Genomic DNA, 1791 nt, shown 5'->3' with positions numbered 1-1791 from the left:
CCCCAGGGGCGGCCGGCACGCTCACGGGCCAGGCGGCCGCCCTCTTGGCGCAGCCGCGTGGCGGCCACCTCGTTCCAGGTCCCTTCAAGGCGCAGAACCAGCACATCGCCACGCCAATTGAGGCTGAAGCGGCCGTGCTGGCTCCACGCTCTGGTCATGGCGCTTTCATTCGGCCGACGACGTCGCGCACCTCGGCCATCAGTGCCGGCACATCGATCGTGACCGGTTGGCGCTCACGCAGCACCTGGCGGCCGCCGATCCAGACATTGCTGACGTGCTCGCGGCCGGCAACATAGACAAGCTGCGCCGCGGCGTTGTACACGGGCTGGCATTCGACGCTGTCCAGCGACACGGCGACGCAGTCGGCCAGCTTGCCGACCTCCAGCGAACCGAGGTCGTCGGCGCGGCCCATGGCCTTGGCGGCGCGCACCGTGGCCATCTCCAGCGCAGTGCGCGCAGAGGCCACCGTCGGGTCGCCCGTGATGCCTTTGGCTAACAGCGCTGCTGAGCGGATCTCACCGAACATGTCGAGACGATTATTGGACGCCGCGCCGTCGGTGCCCAGCACGGTGTTGACTCCGGCGGCCTCCAGCGCCTTCAACGGCATGACGCCCGAGGCCAGCTTGAGGTTGGAATTGGGGTTGTGCACCAGGTGCACCCCGTTCCTGGCCATCAGCTCGATCTCCTCGTTATTGAGATGCACCATGTGGACCGCGATCATGCGTTCGTTCATCAGTCCCAGCTTAGTCAGCCGTTCCAGCGGCCGCACGCCGAACTGTTTCAAACCGTCTTCCACCTCGCCCGCCGTCTCGTGGATGTGGCAATGCATCTGGATGTCCAGCTTCTCGGCCAGGTCGCGCAGCTTGATGAAGGTCTCGTCGGACACCGTGTAGGGCGCGTGCGGCGCACTCGTCCAGTCCAGCAGCTTCTCGCCCTTGTACTGTTCGTAGGCGGCGATGCCCTTGGCGATGTAGTCGTCGGGGCCCGAGGCATAGCCGGTGGGAAAGTCGATGACGTTCATCGACACGGCGGCACGCACGCCCGAGTCCACGGCGGCACGGGCCATCGCGGTCGGGAAGAAGTACATGTCGTTGATGTAGGTCGTGCCGCTGCGCAGGCCCTCGGCCGCAGCGAGCTTGGAGCCCAGATACGTCCACTCCTCGCTGACCCACTTCTTCTCCAGCGGCCAGATGTGGTTCTGCAGCCAGTCCATCAGCGGCACGTCATCGGCGACGCCGCGCAGCAGCGTCATGGCCGAGTGGGCATGGGCGTTGATGAGGCCGGGAATGAGGATCTGCTCGGGCAGCTCGACGCGCTCGGCCTGGGGATACTGGGCCAGCAGCGTCTCGCGCGGGCCGACGGCCGCGATGCGCTCGCCGTCGATCAGCAGCGCGTGGTTTTCCAGCGTGTCTTCGCCGGCCTTCATGGTCAGGATCCAGCGGGGCAGCAGCAGGGTCTGGGGCATCTTGTTCTCCTTGTGGGATTCAGTTTGTTTGCGTGAGGAGTTGCTCGACTTCCGCGCGGCGCGGCATCGCATCCTGCACGCCAGCGCGCGACACGGCCAGCGCCGCGGCGGCCTGGGCGAAGGCGAGCGCGTTCTCGATGGGCTGGCCCTCGGCCAACGCGGTGATGAGGGCCCCAACGAGGGTATCGCCAGCGCCGACGGTATCAACAGCCTTCACCTTGCGGGCCGGCACGCGGCGCGTGCCTTGGCCATCGACCCAGCACAGGCCTTCGGCGCCCAGGGACACGAGGACGGCGGCCGGCCCCTTGGCGCGCAAGGTCCGGGCC

Annotated in this window: 2 protein-coding genes; both read right to left on the bottom strand. The window is 67.3% G+C overall.

The genetic code is table 11. The features are described from left to right. Positions 1-154: 154 nt before the first annotated feature. A complete protein-coding gene (locus tag ACXJKR_RS31385; RefSeq protein WP_457326186.1) occupies positions 155-1465 on the bottom strand; it encodes a TRZ/ATZ family hydrolase in 1311 nt (436 codons plus the stop codon). A 19-nt stretch (positions 1466-1484) separates the two neighbouring features. Then, a partial coding sequence (locus ACXJKR_RS31380; protein WP_457326185.1) for a PfkB family carbohydrate kinase occupies positions 1485-1791 on the bottom strand: 307 nt, incomplete at its 5' end.

The organism is Roseateles sp. P5_E11, from assembly GCF_054049355.1.
The sequence above is the reverse complement of the archived record's forward strand: the minus strand, read 5'-3'. Positions and strand labels throughout refer to the sequence as shown.

Excerpts from the sequence above, each read along its gene's own strand:
- ACXJKR_RS31385 (WP_457326186.1), bottom strand. The coding sequence starts at position 1,465 with ATGCCCCAGACCCTGCTGCTGCCCCGCTGGATCCTGACCATGAAGGCC.